The sequence below is a fragment of the Vreelandella jeotgali Hwa genome (assembly GCF_000334215.1).
Taxonomy (GTDB): domain Bacteria; phylum Pseudomonadota; class Gammaproteobacteria; order Pseudomonadales; family Halomonadaceae; genus Vreelandella; species Vreelandella jeotgali.
Genome location: NZ_AMQY01000014.1, coordinates 179,832 through 199,736 on the forward strand (window position 1 = coordinate 179,832; position 19,905 = coordinate 199,736).

Sequence of the window (19,905 nt, forward strand, 5' to 3'; positions counted from 1 at the left end):
ATGCCATTGTGCCGGGTAATCTGCTACTGCCGAGCCGGCGGCGGCTTTTTGTTATTCATTTTTGCGTTATTGGTCTTATTATTTATTACTTTTGGGTCTTCACGGGGTTCGCTATGCTGCGCTGATAGCCGATGAACTTTCCCCGAGGTGCCCTGTGGCATTGCTAGAGCGTATTTCTTCCCAGCCGAAAGGCAGCGTCAGCCTGGTGGGCGCGGGTCCCGGTGACCCGGAGCTGCTGACCATGAAAGCCTACAAACGCCTGCAACAGGCGGACATCGTGCTGCACGACCGTCTGGTCAGCCCCGAGGTGCTGGCCGTGGTTCCCGCCGCCGCGCACCGGTGTTACGTGGGCAAGGCGCGCTCGCGCCACAGCGTGCCCCAGCAAGGCATCAACCAGGCGCTGGTCGACTGGGCGCGCGAAGGCTACGCCGTGGTGCGCCTGAAAGGCGGCGACCCGTTTATTTTCGGCCGTGGCGGCGAGGAGCTGGAAACCCTGGTCGCGCAGCAGATTCCGGTAGAGGTAATTCCCGGCATTACCGCCGCCTCGGGTTGCGCCAGCTATGCGGGCATTCCACTGACGCATCGCGACCATGCCCAGTCGGTGCGGCTGGTCACCGGGCATTTACAGGACGGTGACTGCGACCCCGACTGGCAGTCGCTGGCCCGGCCCGGACAAACCCTGGTGTTTTACATGGGGCTGGCCCGTCTGGCGAGCATCTGTGCTGCGCTGAGGGAACACGGACTCGCGGCGAACACGCCGCTGGCGCTGGTGTCACAGGGGACGACCCGGGATCAGCAGGTACACGAGGGGCGGCTGGATGCTCTGCCGGCCAGCTATCTGGCCGACGAGATTCCGTCGCCGACGCTGCTGATTGTCGGAGAAGTGGTCAGACTTCACCGCTCGCTTGCCTGGTTTGACGCCCCCGGCGGCCGGGCCGGGGGCTTCATCGACGATCGCCGGCTGTCGCCGCTGCGCTGTGTGACGTAGCAACGGCGCTGCGGGTAGTCAGACACGAATCGGTGTGTATGCTGGTAGCGTGTACTGTTGCGCAACAGACGGTATAGCTTAATCGACCGTATCAATACATTTATTAACGCTTTCTTGACCGCGTCAACGCGAAGGGGAATCCATCATGGCAGACGATCATCGTCCCGAAGATAACCGCCCGGAAGATACGGAGGCGCAAGACACGGATTCGCAGGATACTGGCTCGAAGGAAAACCGGCCGGAAACCGGCCACGACGAGCCGCAGGCCTCGGCAAACGGCGGCGGCAAGCCGTCGGCCGGCGCGCTGATGAAGGACAACCGCGTCAAGGCGATTGCCGGTATTGCCGCCATCGCCGTGGTGTGGGCGATCATTGCTCAATCCAGCGCCGGCTCCCGCGGCGAGCATATCGAGAGCCTCGAAGGCCAGCTGGCGGATACCCAGCAGGAAAATCGCCAGCTGGGCGAAGAGCTCGCCGATCAGAAGGAAGCCAAACAGAACGTGGCCGCGCTGAAGAAGCAGATCACTGCGCTCGAGAAAGATCAGCAGCAAGCGGAAGCGTCGCTGGAAGACACCCGCAACAGCATCAGCGAGGCGGAAAGCACCCTGGAAGACCGCCAGGCCAGGCGGGATGCACAGCAGCAAAAACTCGACGAGCTGCAGCAGCAGGTCAGCGACACCCGGGAAGAGCTGACTCAGCTGGAAGACAAGGCTGATGAAGTGCAAGCCGCGCGCCAGGAAGCAACCGAGGCGCGCAAGGAAGCCGAAGACGCCCGCCAGCAGGCTGAAGAGGCCCGCCAAAGCGCCGAGGCCGACCGCCAGAAAGCCGAAGAACAGCGCCAGCAGGCGGTCAAGGAACGGCAGCAGGCGGAAGACACGCTAAGCACGCTTGAACAGGACATCGACACTGCCGAAGAGCGCCTGAAAGCGGCGAAAGACGAGATCAAAAGCGTGGAGCAAAAACGCGACGCCCTGGCGCAGGAGCGCGACGATGTTCGCGCGCAGCGCGATGTCCTCCAGGACGAAGTGGACGCGCTGGACGAAAAGCGTGCGTCACGCGCGCAGGAGCTTGAGGCAACCAGCACCAGGCTGAACAAGCTGATGTCCATGCTGGAAAGCGGACGCGGCGAGCTGGACAAGGTCAATAACGGCCTGGGTGAGCGCCAGACCCAGCTTGAAAGCCTGCAGACTCAGCTCGATCAGTGGCGCGGCGACATGAGCTCGCTGGAAGAACAGCTGGCCGCCGATAACGACAGCGCCGACGCGGCTGACCAGCCGGCATCGTCTGCCGCCGATGACGCCGATGAAAACGACGCCCAGAAGTCGGATGAAGAGAAGCTGGATAAAGAGAACGCGGCTACGTCCACGCCGAGCGAGCAGGCGTCCGGTGAGAACAAGCCCGATGAGAACAAGCCCGATGAGTCCACATCGGACGACCGGGAAGCGGAAAAATCCGATTCGGGCAAGAGCGTCGAGTTTGAAGCCGCCGGTGACGAGGCCGACGCCGATGCCGAAGACGATGATGCCAACAGCGATGCGGCTGAAAGCAGTGATGCCAACAGCCATAACGCTGAAAGCGATGATGCCGAGGCCAACGACAACGATAGCTAAGGCAATGCCCCCAGGGCGATGAAGCCAAAAGCGAAAACGGGCACCTGCCACGGCAGGTGCCCGTTTTTTGGTTGGTACAGGAAAACGGCGGCCACCGGCCATAAAAAACCCCGGCATGGCGCCGGGGCAGAATGGCCGAAAGGGCCGTCAACGGCATGCGCCGCGACGTCAGGATGGCTTCAGGTCGTCGGTGTGATAAATCACCTCCGACTTGTTGCTCGCCAGCTCGTCAAAGGCAAAATCGTCCACGGTGAGCAGCTCCAGCACCTGAGCCTCGAACTCTTCCATGAACAGCGCGTCTTCCCGGCTGATCAGACCGGCTTCCAGGCCGGCTTCTACACGCTGCTCGGGGTGCAGCGCCGTTCCGGGCAGCTCGCCTTTGGCATAGGCCTTGTTGAGCGTGCGATAGAGCGTTTCGGCGCGGTCGTACTCCGCCAGCAGGGCGTTGTACGTGGCCAGCGGGTTGGGCTGGTCGCCGTCGTTTTGGTCCCAGGTGTTCTGCAGTAGACGCGAACGCAGCGCCGAATCCGTGGAGACGCGCTTGGCGATATCCCGCGCCAGGTCGTCGTGGGGCTTGTTCCAGCGACGCCCGGTGGGCATGACCAGCAGCTTGAGCGTTTTGCCCAGTGCCCGGTTGGGCAGGTTATCGAAAGTTTCAATAAACGCCTGTTCGGCCCGCTGGAGCAAAAAGCGGCAGCTGAAGTGCATCAGCGTTTCTTCGCCTTCGACCTTGTTGCCGGCTTCCCACTGCTTGAGCACCATGGAAGCCAGATACAGGTTGGACAGCACATCGCCCAGCCGCGCCGAGAGCATCTCGCGTTTCTTCAACGCCGATCCCAGGCTGGCCATGGCGGCGTCGGCGCAGAGGCCGAAGCCGGCGGAGAGGCGCGCGATATCCCGGGCGTAGGTTTTCGCCGGCTCGTCAAAGGGCACGTCGGGTTTGCCCATCCCGAGCCCCATGGTGAAGGCGCGGGCGGCGTTGCCGAAAATCAGCCCGATGTGGCCGAAAAACGCCTTGTCAAACGCCCTAGCGTCATCGGTGTCCTTGGCCGCCAGCTCGGCGAGCACGTACGGGTGGCAGCGAATCGCCCCCTGGCCGAAGATCATCAGGTTGCGGGTCATGATGTTGGCGCCTTCCACGGTGATGGCCACCGGGTTGGCGCTGTAGCCGATGCCCAGATAGTTGCGCGGACCCAGCGTGACGGTCTTGCCGCCGTGGACGTCCATCGCATCACCCAGCAGTACGCGCTGGTACTCGGTCAGCTGGCTTTTGAGAATCGCCGACGGCACCGCGGGTTTTTCGCCGTGGTCGATCAGGTTGGCGGTCTGGTACACCGTGGCCTGGGTAATGTAGGCCATGGAGGCCATGCGCGAGAGCGGCTCCTGCACGCCTTCCATCTCCGCGACCGGTACGTTGAACTGGCGGCGGATGCGGGTAAAGCCGCCGCTCCAGCCCAGCGCGTAGCGCGCGGTACCGGTGGCGCCCGAGGGCAGGGTGATGCAGCGGCCGATGGACAGGCACTCGACCAGCATGCGCCAGCCTTCGCCGATCATGGCCTCGCCGCCGATGATGGTGGAAAGCGGCACGAAGACGTCTTCCCCCCGGATCGGGCCGTTCAGGAAGGGGCTGCCGATAGGCGCGTGACGCCGGCCGATGTCCATGCCGTCGGTATCACGGGGGATCAGCGCCAGGGTAATGCCGCGATCCTCGTCGTCGCCGAGCAGGTTGTCCGGGTCAAACAGCCGGAAGGCCAGGCCCACGACCGTGGCGATGGGGGCCAGGGTAATCCAGCGTTTTTCAAAGTTCAGGCGCACGCCGAGCACGTCTTCGCCGTCGATGGTCTGCTGACAGACAATGCCGGTATCGGGCAGCGAGGTGGCATCGGACCCTGCGCGCGGGCCGGTGAGGCCAAAGCAGGGGATTTCGCGGCCATCGGCCAGGCGCGGCAGATAGTGGTCTTTCTGTGTTTCGGTGCCGTATTTCAGCAGCAGCTCACCCGGCCCCAGCGAGTTGGGTACGCCGACGGTGCTCATCAGGGTTTCATTGACCGAGATCTTTTGCAGCACCATCGACTGCGCCTTGGCCGAAAAGCCCAGACCGCCATAGGCTTCCGGGATGATCATGCCGAAAAAGCCTTGCTTTTTCAGGTAATCCCAGAGCTCCAGGGGCAGGTCGGCGCGTTCCCGGGCAATGTCCCAGGCGTTGCACATGCCGGCGGCTTTTGAGCACTGCACGTCAAGAAACGACTGCTCGGCGTCGGTCAGGCCGTTATCGTTATAGGCCAGCAGGCTTTTCCACTGCGGCCTGCCGGAAAACAGCTCGCCGTCCCAGGAAACGGTACCCGCGTCAAGCGCCGTGCGCTCGGTATCGGATACCTTGGGGGCTATCTTCTTGAACATGGCAAAAAGGCGCGGGGTCAGCCATGCCCGGCGCACCAGCGGAAGGCTGGTAATGGCAATCACGGCGGCCCCGATCAGCAGCACAACGCCGATCACCGGTGCTCCCAGCCCCAGGCCGACAAGGCCGAGTACGCCGGGTACCAGCAGCCCCGCCACAGCACCGGCCTCGCGCCGCAGCACGATGACCAGGCCGACGACGGCCAGCACGATTAACAGTAAGGTGAGCATAGACTCTCTCCAGGTAGCGTCAGAACGGTAGTGTCAGACGATCTATTCGAACACTCGTTTGAATACTCGCAGACTCTACCCCCGGTCCGCAAGTCAACTCTGGCCCAGGAGAGACGGCGCCGCCGGCAACCCCCGCAAAAAAAGGCGCTGCGGATGATCCGCAGCGCCTGGTGTTGTCGGCAATGGCCGAGGCCGTACCCGAATGTTTTGCCTTGTTCGCTCAGGCGCTTTCCGCCACGTAATAGGGCACGTCGGCGCGCGGCAGGGGCTCGCGGCCGCGAATCCGGTCGGCCATTTTCTCCGCGAGCATGATCGTCGGCGCGTTGAGGTTGCCGGCGGGAATCAGCGGGAACAGCGAGGCGTCCACCACGCGCAGCGCTTCCACCCCGTGCACTCGTCCTTCGCCGTCGGTGACCGCCAGGTCGTCTTCGCCCATGCGGCAGGTACCGCAGGGGTGGTAGGCGGTTTCGGCGTTGTTGCGGATGAAGGTATCCAGCTCGGCATCGCTTTGGGCATCGCGGCCCGGGGCAATTTCCCGACCCCGGTAGGCGTCAAACGCCGGCTGGTCGATGATGTCGCGCGTCAGCCGGATGCCGTCGCGGAATTCCTGCCAGTCCTTTTCGGTGGCCATGTAGTTGAACAGGATGCTGGGCGCGACGCTTGGATCCTTCGACGTCAGCTGTACCCGGCCGCGGCTTTCCGAACGCATGGAGCCGACATGGGCCTGAAAGCCGTGGGCCTGCACCGCGCTCTTGCCGTTGTAGCTGATGGCGATGGGCAGAAAGTGGTACTGCAGATTGGGCCAGGCTTCCGCGTCGTTCGAGCGAATAAAGGCGCAGGCCTCGAACTGGTTGCTGGCACCGACACCGGTGCCGCCGAACAGCCACTGGGCGCCGATTTTGGGCTGGTTATACCACTTGAGCGCGGGGTAGAGCGAAATCGGTTCCTTGCACTCGTACTGCAGGTACATTTCCAGGTGATCCTGGAGGTTTTCGCCCACGCCGGGCAGCGTGTGAACCGGCGTGATGCCCAGACGTTCAAGCAGGTTGGCATCGCCTACGCCGGAGCGTTGCAGAATCTGCGGCGAGGCAATGGCGCCGGCGCACAGCAGCACCTCGCGCCGGGCGTGTGCCGTCCGCGGCTGGCCCTTGCGCGAGTAGCGCACGCCGGTGGCGCACTTGCCGTCAAACTCGATAACGTCGGTCAGCGCGTGGGTTTCCACGGTCAGGTTGTCGCGCTGTTTGGCGGTATCGAGATAGCCCCGGGCGGTGGAGGCACGCCGGCCGTTGGGAGTGACGAAGCGGTCCATGGGGCCAAAGCCTTCCTGACGATAGCCGTTGACGTCCTCGGTTTCGGCGTAGCCCGCCTGCACGCCGGCGTCGATGAAGGTGCGGTACAGCGGGTTGTTGCCCGGTTTGGGCGTAGCCACATCCACCGGCCCGTCGCCGCCGTGGTAGTCGTTGGCGCCGACGTCCCGACGTTCGGCCTTTTTGAAGTAGGGCAGGCAGCTGGGGTAGTCCCAATCTTCCAGCCCCGGATTTTGCGCCCAGCCGTCGTAGTCGAGAGCATTGCCGCGGATGTAGCACATGCCGTTGATCAGCGATGAGCCGCCGAGGCCCTTGCCGCGTCCGCATTCCATGCGCCGGCCGCCCATGTGCGGCTCCGGGTCGGTATGAAAGGCCCAGTTGTTGCGCGTGCCCTGCAGCGGATAGGCCAGCGCGGCGGGCATCTGGGTGCGAAAATCCAGGCGATAATCGGGGCCGCCGGCTTCGAGCAGCAGGATGCTGACGTCGCTGTCTTCGGTCAGGCGGGTGGCCAGCACATTGCCGGCAGAGCCGGCACCGATGATGATGTAGTCGAATTCGCGGGTCCGGGACATGGAGCTCTCCTTGGAGCCCCCGCCGCTGGGGCAGGGGCCGTAGCCGGGTCAGGTCATGTTGATGCAGGTCATGTGGTGTGGGGTCAATACAGGCGCGTTAAAACGCGGACTCAAACGGGCCCATTTCCACCTGGACGGATTTGGTCCGGGTGTAGTGGTCCAGGGCTTCCAGGCCGTTTTCCCGCCCGATGCCGGACTGCTTATAGCCGCCGACCGGCATCTCGGCCGGGGAGTCGCCCCAGGTGTTGATCCAGCAGATGCCCGCTTCGAGCCGGTGGATGACGCGGTGGGCACGGTTCAGGCTTTCGCTGAATACCCCGGCGGCGAGGCCGTAGTCGGTGGCGTTGGCGCGCCGGATGGCTTCGTCTTCATCGCTGAAGGTCAGCAGCGACATCACCGGGCCGAAAATTTCCTCGCGGACGATGCGCATATCGTCGCGGCAGTCGGCGAAAATGGTCGGCGCCGCCCAGGCACCCTGCGCGAAGGCGCCATGAGTAAACGCCGCGTCGTCGCCGGTCAGCACGCGGGCACCTTCTTCCCTGCCCAGGGCGATATAGTCCAGTACCTTTTGCTGATGCTCAAAGCTCACCAGGGGGCCGAAGTTGACCTCGGGATCGAGGGGGTCGCCGGCACGGATACGCGCCACGCGGGCCAACAGCTTCTCTTCAAAGGCCTCGTTGATCGACTCCTCGACCAGAACCCGGGTGCCGTTGGTGCAGACCTGACCGCTGGAATAGAAGTTGGCCATCATCGCCGCATCGGCCGCGCGGTCCAGGTCGGCATCGGCAAACACCAGCATGGGCGATTTGCCGCCGAGCTCCATGGTGACGTCCTTCAGCGTCGAGCCGCCGGCGGTTGCCATGACCTGGCGGCCGGTGCCGGCTTCGCCGGTGAAGGTGATCTTGGCGATATCCGGGTGCCGGGTGAGCATTTCACCCACGCGGCCATCGCCCTGCACCACGTTGAACACGCCGTCGGGCAGGCCGGCTTCGGTGAAGATATCGGCCAGTTTCATTGCCGTCAGCGGGGTTACCTCGCTGGGCTTGAACACCACGGCGTTGCCTGCAGCCAGCGCTGGAGCGGCTTTCCAGCAGGCGATCTGCAGCGGATAGTTCCAGGCGCCGATAGCGCCGACTACTCCCAGCGGCTCACGGCGGGTATAGACGAAAGAGTCCTGACGCAGCGGAATCTGGCGCCCCTCAATGGCGGCGGCCTGGCCGGCGTAATACGCCAGGGCATCGGCGCCGGTGTGAATATCCACCTCGGTGGTTTCGCTCAGCGGCTTGCCGGTGTTGCGGGTTTCCAGCTCGGCCAGGGTCGCGTTCTGCTCGCGCAGCATGGCGGCGGCGCGGTTGAGCACTTCGCCGCGCTGCATGCCGGTCATCGCGGCCCAGGCTTGCTGACCCCGGGCGGCGCTGGCAACGGCCGTGTCGACGTCGGCGCTGCTGGCCTGGCCGACGGTGGCGAGCAGGCCGGCATCAAACGGGTTGGTGACGCTAAAGGTCTCGCCCGAGGTTGCCGCAACGGCGCGGCCGTCGATGTAAAGCGGATGAATATCATGTGTCATGGGAGTCTCCTTCGGCGGCTGGCCGGGGGTCAGCGGTGCCGCAGTGGTGAGCAAGCAGTTGGTCGAGGCAGTCGAACGCCAGGCGTCGCGCGCCGTCGGCATCCAGCCCGTCGGGGGTAAGCGCGCCGCGCAGCCAGAGGCCGTCGATCATCGCCGCCAGCCCCCGAGCCGCGTCGCGCGCTTCAATGCGGGGCATCACCCGGGAAAAATGAAAGCACAGGTTGGCGTACAGCCGGCGGTCGTTGACGTTTTGCAGCCGTGCCAGTTCGGGCTGGTGCATGCTGCTCGTCCAGAAGGCCAGCCAGGTCTTGGCGGCGGGGCCGGTGACCTGGGTGCGATCAAAGTTGCCTTCGATGACGGCGCCGATGCGCGCCCGGGGAGCGTCGTCGGCAAGCTCGCGTCGGCGTTCGCCCACGGCGTTGCCCAGATCGGTCAGAATCTGGCGCATGGTGGCTTCCAGCAGGCCATCCTTGCCGCCAAAGTAATGGCTGATAATACCCGCCGATACGCCCGCCCGGCGGGCAATCTGCACGATGGTCGCGTCGGCCAGACCAATGTCGTCGATGGCGTTCATCGTGGCATTGATCAGCTGCTGGCGGCGCATGGACTCTACTCCCACCTTGGGCACGGCGTATTCTCCCGGTGTCGCGCGTCTGGACGCGGCGTTGAAAAAAGTCGCCGAAGCGGCCCGGAAGCCGCTCGGCGGAGGCGTTGTGGCGCCGATGGCGTCAGCCTTGGCCGCGCCTGCCTCGGAACCGAATGACGCTATGCACTTGAAACCGGCGTGCATGCGTGATTACCTGTGTAGCGTAATATTTTTTTATTGAACGTTCAATCAATGATTTGTTCAATAGCGATTCCTGGCGTTAACGGGTTCAAACAGCTCGTTTTCCGCAACGCCCGTTGCGCAACGCTGGATCAATCAACGACTGGAGGATTTCACATGAGCTTTTCCGCTCCGTCATCGCTGCGCTGGGTTGCTGCCCTGACCCTCGCCGCCGGTGTTCCCGCTACCGCCCTGGCGCAGCAGTGCGATACCGTCCGTTTTGCCGAGGTCGGCTGGACCGACATTACCGCGACCACCGCGCTCACTACCGAAGTGCTGGAAGGACTGGGGTACAACACGCGGGTGGATACCGTTTCCGTGCCGATTGCCTACTCGGGCATGAAAAACAACGACTTCGACGTCTTCCTCGGCAACTGGATGCCGACCATGGCCACCATCAGCGACCGCTATGTGGATGGCGGCAGCGTCGAGCGCCTGGAAGCCAATCTGGAAGGCGCCAAGTACACCCTGGCCGTGCCCCAGTACGTGTACGACGCCGGCGTGACTTCGGTAACCGACCTGGCCGAGCATGCGGAAAAGTTTGAATCCCGCATTCACGGCATCGAAGCCGGCAACGACGGCAACCAGCTGATTCAGGACATGATCGACAACGGTGCCTACGGCCTGGACGACTGGCAGCTGGTGGATTCCAGCGAAGCGGGCATGCTCTCCGAGCTCAAGGCGCGCACGCCCAAGGAAAAGTGGATGGTGTTTCTGGGCTGGGAGCCGCACCCGATGAACACCAACTTTGACATGGCCTATCTGTCCGGCGCCGACGACTACTTTGGCCCCAATCTCGGCGGCGCCACGGTGTATACCAACGTCCGCAGTGGCTATACCCAGGAATGCTCCAACGTCGGCACGCTGCTCAATAACCTGACGTTCACGCTGGAAATGGAAAACCAGCTGATGGGCAACATCATGGACGACGGGGAAAATCCCCGCGATGCCGCTCACGCCTACCTCAAGGCCAACGACGAAGTGCTCGACGACTGGCTGGACGGCGTTACCACCGCTGACGGCGAGCCCGGCGCGCCGGCCGTGCGTTCCGCGCTGAACTGATTGCATCCGAATCGCGCCATACGCGGCAAGGGCAGGAAAAATGACTTGCCTTTGCCGTTATCAGCGGGCATAATGCGTGCCCGCTGATGGCGAAAAGGCTACGTAGCTCAGTTGGTTAGAGCACATCACTCATAATGATGGGGTCCCCTGTTCGAATCAGGGCGTAGCCACCACAGCGAGAAAACGCGGGCGTCGGCCTGCTGCGATGGTGGCCCCTCAGGTCCTCCCGCAACGCTAAATCGCGAACCCCGCCAGGCCCGGAAGGGAGCAACGGTAGTGATGGATGCGTGTGCCGGGATGCGGCTTTTGGGGCCGCCTCCATTTCTGCCCTCTGTAGCATTTCCATCCCCTGTATTTTTCTCTCCTTGCCTCTCGACTCCTCGCCGCTGCATCTTTTTTCTCTGCTGCTTCTGTCCCCGCATCCCTGTCCTTATACCTGCATTTTTACCTCTTGAATCTCCGATCCCTGAACGACCCCTGGAGCCGCGTTAGTTGCTCGATGCCGCGATATCATCGCAGCAAATAAACGCATAACATATAAACTATTGCTAATAAAAAGGTCTGATAAAGACTGGCGCTTGGAAAAGGTGCTTAAAGGGTGGGAGGGAGCCGATGCTGAAAAGGCGCCGGAAGGGTACTGAAAGATGCCGAAAAGCTGTTGAAAAAAGGGGGCGCTGAACGCCCCCGGTTACTGGCTTGTGTTGATACTGGCCTGTGTTGACGCCGGCGGGGTTACGCCGTCGTGTTGTCGGCGATGCGGGCGTATTCGTCCAGGCAGTCGGGATTGAGCAGCGAGCCGCGGTTTTTCACCGGCTTGCCGGTTACCAGCTGCAGCACGGCTTTTTCCACCTTCTTGCCGTTGAAGGTGTAGGGCACTTCCGCGACCGGGAAAATCCTTTTGGGCACGTGGCGCGGCGAGGCTTCAGCGCGCAGGCGCTTGCGTATACGGTCCTGCATGGCGTCGTCCAATGCCTGGCCGTCGCGGGTCACGACGAACAGCCAGAGATCCATGTTGCCGTCGCCGGTGGGGTAGCCCACTACAACCGAATCCTCGATGTCGTCCAGCGCCTCGACCACGCGGTAGATTTCCGACGGTCCCATGCGCACGCCGCCGGGCTTGAGCATGGTGTCGCTGCGCCCGGTAATCACCACGCCGCCGGACGGCCGCAGTTCGGCCATGTCGCCGTGGGTCCAGATATCGTCGCGGTCGCTGAAGTAGGTATCCAGATAGCGCTGGCGGCCATCGTCGCCCCAGAAAGCCAGCGGCATGGACGGGAAGGGCTCGGTGCAGATCAGCTCGCCTTCGCGGCCGGTGACGGGAATGTCGCGGTCGTCCAGCACCGCGACGGCCATGCCCAGCCCCGGCCCCTGGATTTCGCCGCGGTGCACCGGCTCGGCCGGGTTGCCCATGACGAAGCAGCCGAGGATCTCGGTACCGCCGGAAATCGACGCCAGGCAAAGATCGCTGCCTACCGCGTCGTATACCCAGTCAAAGAGGTCGGCGGTCAGCGGTGCGCCGGAGGTCAGGATCATACGCAGCGCGGACAGGTCCAGCGTCTCTCCCGGGCGGTAGCCGCCCTGCATGATCAGCTTGAGGTACTGCGGGCTGGTGCCGAAATGGGTGGCGCCGGTCTCGGCTGCCAGGCGCCAGAGCAGGTCGGTATCCTTGTTGCCTTCGGCGTCGATTCGGGGCACCGGCGCGCCGTCGTAGAGCACTAGGGTGGCACCGCTGGCCAGGGTGGTGATCATCCAGTTGTACATCATCCAGGCGGTGGTGGTGTAATACAGCACGCGATCCCCCGGGCCGATATCACAATGCAGCATGTGCTCCTTGCGATGCTCGATCAGCGTACCGCCGGTGCTGTGGACGATACACTTGGGCAGCCCCGTGGTGCCCGAGGTATAGATGATGTAGAGCGGATGGTTGAAATCAAAGCGCGGGTAGTCCGGCTCGTCAGCGCTGTTGGCCGCCAGGTCGCTTAACCGGCTGACCCCGATCGGCGAGGCCTCGGGTTCGGTGTCGTCGAGCATCAGCACCTGTTCCACGTCGAGCGACCGGGCGATCTCGCCGATGCGCTCGTCGAGCTCGTGGATTTTGCCGTTATAGCGGTATCGGGAGACCGATATCAGCACTTTCGGCTCGATCTGGCCAAAGCGGTCGAGAACCCCCGAGACGCCGAACTCCGGTGCGCATACGGACCAGATGGCGCCGATCGAGGCCGTGGCCAGCACCATGACCAGCGTATCCAGGGTGTTGGGCAGCAGCCCCGCAACGCGGTCGTTTTCGCCCACACCCAGCTGGCGCAGCGCCTGTTGAGCGCCGGCCACACGGGCGCGCAGCTCGGCAAGCGTTACCTCTCTGCCGACGCCGCCTTCGCCGGTTTCGATGATGGCGATGCTGTTCGGGTCGCCGGCCAGCATGTTTTCGGCAAAGTTGATGGTGGCCCCGTCAAAAAAGCGTGCCTCCATCATGCGTTTGTCGTTTTGCGGCGTTAATACCCGGTCGTAGGCGCTGGCTTTAATCCCGGAAAACTGCCAGAACTCGGCCCAGAAATCTTCCAGGCAGGCCACCGAATAACGGTGCAGGCCGGCATAGCTGGCGTTTTCCAGCCCCGCCTGCCGGGCAAACTGCATCATCTGTGTGGCCTGACGCTGGCTGTCGGTAGGCGTCCAGCAACGCGACGGGGCAATATTGGCGTAGCTCATTGTTGTGTCACCCATTGATGGTGGTTTCAGCGCAAGGAAGAGATGCGGCGCTCAGCCTTCCGCGGTGTCGTGCTCCGGCAGGCCGGCCGCCAAGGGGATGGTCGCGGCGCCGCCGACCAGGGCGACCCATAGCGGCGCTTCGGGCCCCCAATGGGCCGCTACCGGCCCCAGCAGCATGATACCCAGTGCGGCCAGGCCGTTGGATAGTCCCAGCGCCAGCCCGGATCCCAGCGAGCGGTTTTCGGGGAGAATATCCTGGGCCATCAGCACGCCCAGCGGCAGCGTGGCAAAGAGGCTGATGCCCAGCACGCCGAGCACCAACCATACCCAGCCACCGCTGGTGAGCATGAAAGCGGCCAGCATCAGGGTCGACAGGATCATGGCCGAGACCATCAGCGGCCGGCGTCCCACCTTGTCGGACAGATGACCGCCGCCCACATTACCGATCACGCCCACGACCAGCATCACCGTAATAAAGCTGGCGCCGGTAGTCAGCGAGCCGCCGGTCTGTGCCCATGCCACGGGAACAAAGGTGATGACGGAAAACATCATCAGCGACCGCAGCGTGGAAAAGGCAATCAGCCGGGTAATCGGCCGGGCGTGACGGCGCCACTCGATGGGCGTGGCATTGGTCGTGCGCGCCGGCAGCCGCGGGGCAAAGCGGAACAGCAGCGGCAGGGTAAACAGCGCCGGCAGGGTGAGCACCCACAGGTATGCGAGCCCCCACTGAACCACGACCCAGCTGGCAATGGCCGGCCACACCCCGCGGCCGACTTCGCCGCCGACCATGAAAACCGACATGGCCATGCCCGGCCGGTTGCCGCCCAGCTGCCGTATGCCGGCCAGCGCCTGGGGGTGGAAAAACGAGTTGGCGATACCGATCAGCGCCAGCACTGCCAGCAGTGACCAGAAATCCGGGACGAAGCCGATAAGCGCTCCGCCCAGCGACGAACCGGTGAGGCCCAGCACGACCATGATGCGCCCGCCCACGCGGTCGGCCAGCAGGCCCACCAGCGGCTGTAGCGCCTGCCCCATCAGCAGGGCGGCCATGATGGTGCCCGCCAGCGCTACCGACAGGTTCATCGAGATCAGAATGGCCGGCAGCACCCCCGGCAGGTAGTTGGCCGCACCGTCGTTAAGAAAGTGCGCCCAGCTCATCCCCGCCAGGCGTCGGGGCTGGGGTTCGGCGGCTCGGGGCGGAGTGAATGCCATGCGCTATCTCCGGTGGCGTTTATTGCAGCTGGTCGCGTACTGCCTGCATGGCGGGCTCGCCGTCGCGGGTTTCAACACCGTCGAGCCACTCGGCGACGGTATCCTGATGATTGGTGATCCATTCCCGGGCAACATTATCGGCGTCGCGCTCTTCGCGGGAGTAGGCGTTGACCCATTCGCTCTGGACGCTGCTGCCAACCACAAACTGCTCGAAAAAGCGCGTCAGGTTGGCGTCCTTGTCTTCAATATCGGAGCGCACCACCGTGGCAACGTGGCCTTCCAGCTCGGCTGCGCCGGAGTTGTCGGCGTCTTCGAGATAGTGCATGTCATAGGTCACGTTCATCCAGTGCGGCTGCCAGCCGATAAAGGCGGCCCATTCGTCCTTTTCGACCTTCTGGCCCACCTGGGCGAGCATGGCCGAGGCGCTGGATTCCTGCAGCTGCCAGTCGCCGAGCCCGAACCGCTCTTCGTCGATGACCTTGAGAACGGCATCGTTGATGCCCGAGCCGGCTTCAATACCGTAGATGCGGTTGCCGAAGCGCTCCGCGTGGTCGTCCAGGTCGGTAATGCTGCGGACACCCGCCTGCCAGGCGTTGTCGGTTACGGCAATGCCGGTAATGGCCGAGGGGATGTTGTCGACGATTTCCACTACCGACTCATCTTCCAGCAGCGGTGCCAGCATATCGCGTTCCTGGGGGTACCAGCCCGCGAGGTAGGCTTCGAGGTCGCCCTGGGACAGACCGTTGAGGATGACGCTGACGGCCAGCTCGCGCTGGCGGGTCTCGTAGCCGAGGGTTTCCAGCAGCTGGCTGGCCACTTCACTCTTGACGGTAATGCCCGGCCAGGGCGGAACGCCAAAGCGCACTTCGTCCAGCGTATCCTGCGCGGATGCCGCCTGCGCCGCGGAGATGCCGGTCAGGGTCAGCAGCCCCGCTGACACGATAGCGCTTACCAGCGGGCGATATGTGGTGGATAGCCGTGTGCTGGATAACGTGCTGGATAACAGTGTCATAGCGGATTCTCCCATTGCGAAAACAACCTCATAGCCTGCAACAGATTGTCGAAAAATGCCATGATCGAGCACGCTTCCCACGCTGCTGTCGCCGCTGCCCGGTGCATCGGTAATGCCTGCAAAAGGACTCGGAACCGGAGCAGCAGCGGGAGGCAAAATGGAGAAAACAGGAGCAAAACAGCCGGGAGATGAAGGCAATGACATCGAAAGCCACGGGAAAAGACCGCAGCGACAACGCGCTGGCAGCGCTGCTGAGCGAGGCGGGGCTGACGCCACAGGGTCGCCTGCAAGGCCTGAGCGGCGGTGATATGGCCGGCGTTTACCGCCTGGCGACCGAACAGGGCGACGTGGTGGCCAAACAGGACGACCCCGCGCGGTTGGCCGGCGAGGCCGATGGCCTGCGCGCGTTGCGCCGGGCCGGCACCTGCCTGGTCGTGCCCGAGGTGCTGGGAGAGGCCAACGGCTGGCTGATCATGGAAGCTCTGGAACAGGGCCGCACGCCGCGCCTGGCGGAAACGCTGGGAGAAGGGCTGCGCCAGCTGCATGGCGATACTGCCACGCCACACGGCTGGCCCCGGGACAACGCCTGCGGGCATACCCCGCAGCCCAATGCCCCGCTGGATGACGGCCGCGCCTTTCAGCGTGAACGCCGTCTGGCACCGCTGGCCGAAGCCTGCCATGCCGACGGGCTGTTGAGTGACAGCCTGCGCCGGCGCATTAACGACATCGCCGACGGCCTGGAGACCTGGCTGCCGAACACACCGGCGAGCCTGGTGCACGGCGACCTCTGGTCGGGCAACGTGGTGTTTACCCCGCAAGGGCCGGGGATTATCGACCCCGCGGTGTATCGCCACTACCCGGAAGTCGACCTGGCCATGCTCACGCTGTTTGGCGCGCCGGGCGCAGCCTTTTTTGACGCCTACTGGAACGGCGCGGCGCCCAACGACTGGCCACGCCGGGAAACGCTATTCCAGCTGTATCCACTGCTCAACCACCTGCTGCTGTTCGGCGGCGGTTACCGCAGCGCCGTGGAGCGCACTGTAGAGCGGCTGGAACACGGATAGCGACAGTCATATCCCGGCCACCAGAACACTCAGTAATGGGGTGACAGATCGCCCGATATGCGCAGTTCGGGTGGATCAGTCATCGCCAACTACCGTTGCTTAGCAGCTAAAACGACGCGGGAAGACCAGCGTTTACAGGCTGGCTTCGAACGCTGGCCAGGCCGGATCACCGCCGCGAGTTGTCACGCCTTCCAACATGGCCTGAACGCGCTCCGGATGGTCCTCCAGCCATTCACGGGCGACGATATCCGGGGCGCGTTCCTTTTGCCCGAACTCGTTGATCATCCAGCTTTGCTCTTCGGCGGAGAAGGTAAAGTTTTCAAAGAAGCTGACGAGGTTGGCGTGGCTGTCGGCGTAGGGCGTGCCCATCAGCGTCAGGACCTGGCTTTCGCCGTTGTTCTCGCCGAACAGGTTTTTTGGGTCGTCGAGGTAGCGCATATCAAACTCAAGGTTCATCCAGTGGGGGCGCCAGCCGACCCAGACAATGGGCTCTTCGCGTTCGATGGCGTTGCGCGCTGCGCTGAGCATGGCGACCACGCTAGTGTCGGCCAGCTGCCAATTGCCAAGCCCCCAAGCGTCATTGTCGATGGCCTTGTCAAGCACCTGGCTGGCCGCCGAGCCGGCGCCAAAGCTGTAAATTTTGCTGTCGAAGAGATCACGATTATCGTCCAGGTCGGCAAAGCTCCGAATACCTTGTTCATAGAGGTAGTCGGGGACAACCAGGGTCATTTGTGCGCCGTCGACGTTATTGGCCACCGTAGTGATCGCGCCGCTTTCGTCGAGCGGCGTATAAAGCGGCTCCTGGGCGGGCAGCCAGCCACCCGGGAATACGTCGAGGTCGCCGGTTTCGAGTCCCTCATAGATAATCTGGATACCCACTTCGCGGGTGTTGACGGTGTAGCCCATCGGCGCGAGAAGTTGGCTGGCTATCTCCGTCTTGACGGTGATGCCGGGCCAAGCGGGCACGCCGATATTGACGGTGTCGTCATCGCTTTGAGCCGGGCCTGCCATGCTTAGCGTCAGGGGGAGGGTTATTAACGCAGCGGTCAGGGGAATACGCATTCACATACCTTTTTTCAGTATTGGCGGTTAACTTCAACGGTTCAATATTGGCAATTCAACATTACCGCGGTACAGGCTGTTATGTATTGGCGAGGCGAGTTCTGGCCTCAAGCCTGGCGAGCCAGCACCCGTAAACGCGACTCCAGCAGGTCAAGGTCCAGATAGGTGCCCTGTAGATGCCGCCGGCCGCTTTCGGGGTTGAAGGCCTTGCGTCCGTGGAGCATGCGGCGGTTGTCGAAGGCGACCATTTGCCCGGGCGCCAGGGAAAACTCGAGCTGCTGGTGGGGTTCGTGTACCAGACGCCAGAATTCGCGATAGGCCCGGTACCAGGCATCGGCCTGTTCCGGCGGCAGGTGCAGAGTGTCGCGTATCCAGTTGTTGAAGCGCACTTCCACAAGCTCGCCATCGGCGCCCAGGGTAAGAATGGGCGCACGCCAGACAATGTCGTGATGTTCGTCCTGGAAGCGAAAGTCGATGGCCGTTTCGCTGAGCAGGCGGAATGCTTCCGGCGAGCGTTCGCGAAGCATTTGTGCGGCGGCAAAGCCGTCGCGGAAGGTGGACTCGCCGCCGTCGGCGCCGTTTTCCAGGCAGTAGAGCAGCTGGATGTCGGGCGGCTGGCGCCAGTTGGGCAGGTCGGTGTGCGGCGCCAGGCCGATCGCCGTGTAGGCGGCGTTGTTGGGGTTGGGTTTGGAGCGTACGTCGAACCGCGCGCCGAAGTTGGTCGGGCGCAGCGGGCCAATGCGTTCGGCCAGACGGCTAACCTCTTCGTCGGCCAGTGGGCCGTTGTCCAGCAGTACCAGACCGTCGCGTAGCAGGGCGTCAAGCCAGGCACGTTCGCCTTCGGCGCTGCCGGTAAAGTCGGCGTGGTCAACGCTGACCGGGCGAAAGCCTTCGACCCAGGGGCGGCGTGCGGGAATAGTGCCATTCGACGTCTGGCCGGGGCGGCGCTGGTATAGCCAGCCGGCGTCGAAGCGGCTCTGGTGGCCGTCTGCCCATTCCAACTCCAGATTGCCCTCGATCAGCTGCATCCGCGGCGCATGCTCGGGAGGCTCGAGAGGAATATACAGGCGCTCGCGGGTTCTGACGTGTCGGCACTCGTCGCAGGGGCAGTGATCGCGCAGCCAGTTCAGGGAAAAAGCCGCCTGCTCGCCGCTTTCCCAGCTCAGGATGAGGCGATCGCTGGCGGGCTCGGCGCGCACCAGAGCGGGCCCTCCGGCGTAATCGCTCAGCTCGCTCATGGGCAGGACGGGGCGCCGTTCGGCGGTTGCGGTCATGTTGGCTCCTGGGTGTCGTCTTGAACGGCACGCAAGGATGATGGTTGTCCGGCCTGGCCACAAACGATTAATCTGACCGCTATGACCCCATATAACTTATGCCGGGCTTTATCATGAGTGCGTTGCCGCCGCTGATCTGGCTTCAGGCTTTTGAATCCGCCGCCCGGACATTGAGCTTTACCGCCGCCGGCCAGGAGCTGGCCGTTACCCAGGCGGCGATCAGTCAGCGTATACGCCTGCTTGAGGATCGCCTGGGGCAGCGGCTTTTTGTCCGCCATCCGCGCAGCCTGACGCTCACACCGGCGGGACAGGCGTGGCTGCCGAGTCTTCAGGACGGATTCAATCGGTTGACCGAAGGCACTCGTGAAGTGTTCGGCGACGCCAGCGACGCGCCGATCACCCTGCGTACTACCCCGGTAGTGCAGCAGAACTGGCTGGCACCGCGGCTGCCCGCCTTCAGGCGACAGCATCCCAATGTGGCGCTGCGGCTTGTCAGCGCTATCTGGCCGAACGACTTCGGCCCCGAGGGCGCTGATCTGGAGATACGCTATGGCGAGGGCACCTGGCCCGGCATGGAGGCGTTGTCGCTTGGCGGCGAAACCATGCTGCCGGTGTGTTCTCCGGTGCTGGCGCAAACGATTGCCCGGCCGCAGGATCTGGCAGCGCATACCCTGCTGCACGCGGCGGGGTTTGCCGTTGGCTGGCCTACCTGGCTGGATGCCGCCGGCGTGCCGGCGCTGGTTTCGCGCTGCGCGCCGCTGATTTGTGATACTCAGACAATGACGCTAGCGCTTGCGGCCCAGGGCGAAGGCGTTGCCTTGACCCATCGCCGGCTGGTAGAGCATCGCCGCGACCTGACGATTGCGCTCGATCGGCCAGTAGACAGCCACGAGGGCTTTTGGCTGGTGCGTCCGGCGCGGCCACAGCCACGGCCGGAGGCAGCACTGCTCTGGGACTGGCTGAAGGACCGTCTCGGGTCAGCGGGCCCGGATCGATAAACGCCAGGCAAACCGGAG

Annotated in this window: 14 protein-coding genes, 1 tRNA gene and 1 other RNA gene; 7 read left to right on the forward strand and 9 right to left on the reverse strand. The window is 63.6% G+C overall.

What is annotated here, in order from left to right; all coding sequences use genetic code 11:
- Window positions 1–154: 154 nt before the first annotated feature.
- Window positions 155–988 carry a uroporphyrinogen-III C-methyltransferase gene (gene cobA / locus C793_RS13620; protein WP_017430204.1) on the forward strand — a complete coding sequence of 278 codons (834 nt, stop codon included), beginning with the start codon at window positions 155–157 and terminating at the stop codon, window positions 986–988.
- A gap of 145 nt (window positions 989–1,133) precedes the next feature.
- On the forward strand, window positions 1,134–2,597 hold the full coding sequence (locus tag C793_RS13625) for a coiled-coil domain-containing protein (protein ID WP_017430205.1): 1,464 nt from the start codon (window positions 1,134–1,136) through the stop codon (window positions 2,595–2,597).
- Window positions 2,598–2,765: 168 nt separating this feature from the next.
- Here C793_RS13625 and C793_RS0106870 read toward each other — a convergent pair whose 3' ends face one another.
- The 4 genes from C793_RS0106870 to betI form a co-directional block, all read right to left on the reverse strand.
- On the reverse strand, window positions 2,766–5,225 hold the full coding sequence (locus C793_RS0106870; protein ID WP_017430206.1) for an acyl-CoA dehydrogenase: 2,460 nt from the start codon (window positions 5,223–5,225) through the stop codon (window positions 2,766–2,768).
- A gap of 220 nt (window positions 5,226–5,445) precedes the next feature.
- Window positions 5,446–7,104 (reverse strand): choline dehydrogenase, encoded by a 1,659-nt coding sequence (betA, locus tag C793_RS0106875; RefSeq protein WP_017430207.1) that lies wholly within the window; start codon window positions 7,102–7,104, stop codon window positions 5,446–5,448.
- Window positions 7,105–7,201: 97 nt separating this feature from the next.
- Window positions 7,202–8,671 carry a betaine-aldehyde dehydrogenase gene (gene betB / locus C793_RS0106880; RefSeq protein ID WP_017430208.1) on the reverse strand — a complete coding sequence of 490 codons (1,470 nt, stop codon included), beginning with the start codon at window positions 8,669–8,671 and terminating at the stop codon, window positions 7,202–7,204.
- Window positions 8,661–9,299, reverse strand: a complete 639-nt coding sequence (gene betI / locus C793_RS0106885) for a transcriptional regulator BetI (RefSeq protein ID WP_176563058.1) — start codon at window positions 9,297–9,299, stop codon at window positions 8,661–8,663. The genes betB and betI overlap by 11 nt, the downstream gene beginning before the upstream one ends.
- A 315-nt stretch (window positions 9,300–9,614) precedes the next feature.
- Here betI and C793_RS0106890 point away from each other — a divergent pair, with 315 nt between their 5' ends.
- The 3 genes from C793_RS0106890 (at window position 9,615) to ffs (ending at window position 10,871) form a co-directional block, all read left to right on the forward strand.
- Complete coding sequence (locus tag C793_RS0106890; protein WP_017430210.1) at window positions 9,615–10,559, forward strand: choline ABC transporter substrate-binding protein; 945 nt, start codon at window positions 9,615–9,617, stop codon at window positions 10,557–10,559.
- A 96-nt stretch (window positions 10,560–10,655) separates the two neighbouring features.
- Window positions 10,656–10,732, forward strand: a tRNA-Met gene (locus C793_RS0106895).
- 42 nt (window positions 10,733–10,774) lie between these two features.
- Window positions 10,775–10,871: signal recognition particle sRNA small type (ffs, locus tag C793_RS14300), an RNA gene on the forward strand.
- A gap of 420 nt (window positions 10,872–11,291) precedes the next feature.
- Here ffs and C793_RS0106900 read toward each other — a convergent pair.
- Genes C793_RS0106900 through C793_RS0106910 form a run of 3 tightly spaced genes read right to left on the reverse strand, consistent with a single transcriptional unit; the run spans window position 11,292 to window position 15,489 of the window.
- Entirely contained in the window at window positions 11,292–13,265 is a 1,974-nt protein-coding gene (locus C793_RS0106900; RefSeq protein WP_017430211.1) for an acetoacetate--CoA ligase, read from the reverse strand.
- Between the two features lie 51 nt (window positions 13,266–13,316).
- A complete protein-coding gene (locus C793_RS0106905) occupies window positions 13,317–14,477 on the reverse strand; it encodes an MFS transporter (protein ID WP_017430212.1) in 1,161 nt (386 codons plus the stop codon).
- Between the two features lie 19 nt (window positions 14,478–14,496).
- Window positions 14,497–15,489, reverse strand: coding sequence for an ABC transporter substrate-binding protein (locus tag C793_RS0106910; RefSeq protein ID WP_017430213.1), 993 nt, complete (start codon window positions 15,487–15,489; stop codon window positions 14,497–14,499).
- A 197-nt stretch (window positions 15,490–15,686) separates the two neighbouring features.
- Between C793_RS0106910 and C793_RS0106915 the strand changes: the two genes are divergently transcribed.
- Entirely contained in the window at window positions 15,687–16,553 is an 867-nt protein-coding gene (locus tag C793_RS0106915) for a fructosamine kinase family protein (RefSeq protein WP_017430214.1), read from the forward strand.
- A 132-nt stretch (window positions 16,554–16,685) separates the two neighbouring features.
- On the opposite strand, the gene C793_RS0106920 is transcribed toward C793_RS0106915, so the two are convergent.
- The gene (locus tag C793_RS0106920) at window positions 16,686–17,564 is read right to left on the reverse strand and encodes an ABC transporter substrate-binding protein (RefSeq protein WP_017430215.1); all 879 of its coding nucleotides are present in this window, start codon (window positions 17,562–17,564) and stop codon (window positions 16,686–16,688) included.
- A 158-nt stretch (window positions 17,565–17,722) separates the two neighbouring features.
- A complete protein-coding gene (locus tag C793_RS0106925) occupies window positions 17,723–18,889 on the reverse strand; it encodes a TauD/TfdA family dioxygenase (RefSeq protein WP_017430216.1) in 1,167 nt (388 codons plus the stop codon).
- A gap of 113 nt (window positions 18,890–19,002) precedes the next feature.
- On the opposite strand from C793_RS0106925, the gene C793_RS0106930 reads away from it, so the two are divergent.
- Window positions 19,003–19,887, forward strand: coding sequence for a LysR substrate-binding domain-containing protein (locus C793_RS0106930; protein WP_026106163.1), 885 nt, complete (start codon window positions 19,003–19,005; stop codon window positions 19,885–19,887).
- Window positions 19,888–19,905: the final 18 nt, after the last annotated feature.